This window comes from Shigella sp. FC1967 (genome assembly GCF_001743005.1).
In the GTDB taxonomy this organism is placed as follows: Bacteria; Pseudomonadota; Gammaproteobacteria; order Enterobacterales; family Enterobacteriaceae; genus Proteus.
In genome coordinates, this window is the sequence record NZ_MIIZ01000980.1 from 1 (window position 1) to 1,500 (window position 1,500).

Annotated in this window: 1 pseudogene; it reads right to left on the reverse strand. The window is 30.7% G+C overall.

The annotated features are described in order from the left end of the window. Positions 1-1,274 (reverse strand): annotated as a pseudogene (locus tag BHE89_RS17065) (FHIPEP family type III secretion protein); the annotation flags it as partial. Positions 1,275-1,500 lie beyond the last annotated feature (226 nt).

A 1,500-nucleotide genomic window follows, 5' to 3' on the forward strand; every position in this document is an offset into this window, starting at 1 on the left:
GGAAAGGGCAATCAAACTCATCAGCCTTAACTTCATTTATTAAAATGATGATTTTATCATTATCAATATTATCTGAATAATGAATAATAATATCAGGAAGTAATACACCATATTGTAAAATAAATTCTTTTTTTAACCACTTTTCAAAAACCAGTTTTGAAAGATATATCTTTTTCTTAGAAGAGACAGTAATAATTAAAGGTTAATGTTTCTGCTTGAGATAATGTAATATCTTCTTTTAATAAGCTATTCTCAGATTCTAACTCATTTTTATTTGAAAATAGATTTGAAATAAGTCCTTTTTTACTATCTGAATCTGAATCACGATCTTCACTCTTATCTTTTTGATTATCCTTTATCACTTCTTTTTTATTTACTTTCCATTGCTTTTTAAAGAAATATCCCCCTAATAAAACAGACAGAATAAGAAATACGGGGGTTGGAAATCCAGGTAAAAAACCAATGATAAAAGCGAGGATCGCTGTCACTAGTAAAGCAAAATCTTGAGCAAGTAGCTCATTCATAATACTAAAACCAAGATTGCTATTCTCACCGCCAACACGAGTGACAATAAAACCAGCACTAATAGAAATCAGTAATGCCGGGATTTGAGCAACTAGCCCATCACCAATAGTTAAAAGCGTATACGTATGTAGTGCCTCTGTAATGGAGAGATCCATTTGTGCCATACCAACAGAGATCCCGCCAATTAAGTTAACAAAGATAATCACAATACCAGCAATTGCATCACCTTTAATAAACTTCATTGCCCCATCAAAAGAACCATATAACTGACTTTCTTGCCCTAGTTCTTTCCTTCTTATTTTCACTTCTTCGTTATTAATGATGCCTGATTTTAAATCTGCATCGATGCTCATCTGTTTTCCTGGCATTCCATCCAAAGAAAAACGAGCAGCAACTTCTGCAACTCGTTCTGAACCTTTCGTAATAACTAAAAATTGTACGATGGTGACGATAGAGAAAACAACAAAACCAACGACGAGATTTTCACCAATAACAAACTCACCAAATGAAGTAATTATTTCCCCAGCATCAGCATCTAATAATATTAATCGACTTGTACTAATAGAAAGAGCAAGCCTAAAAAGTGTCGTAATAAGCAATAATGCAGGAAACGTCATAAAGTTCAATATACGAGTAATATAAAATGAACTCATGAAGATAAGTAAAGAAATAGTAATATTGAGCCCAATAAGAAAGTCTACAATATAAGTTGGCAACGGTATAATTAACATCATAATAACCAAAATCATAACCGATAATACGATTAATTCTGGTTTGTTTTTTATTGCCAATAGAAATTCTATAAATCATAGAGATTATCCATAAATTATTTTATATATTTTCTTTGTTGATATTGTTCTAATCGAAGATAGTTATCTATAAAATTTTTGCATAATTATTTGGCATTCATCTCTAAAATCATCAGATAAATATAATGATTCTGGATATTCATTAAACATTGTTTTTAGGCCTTGT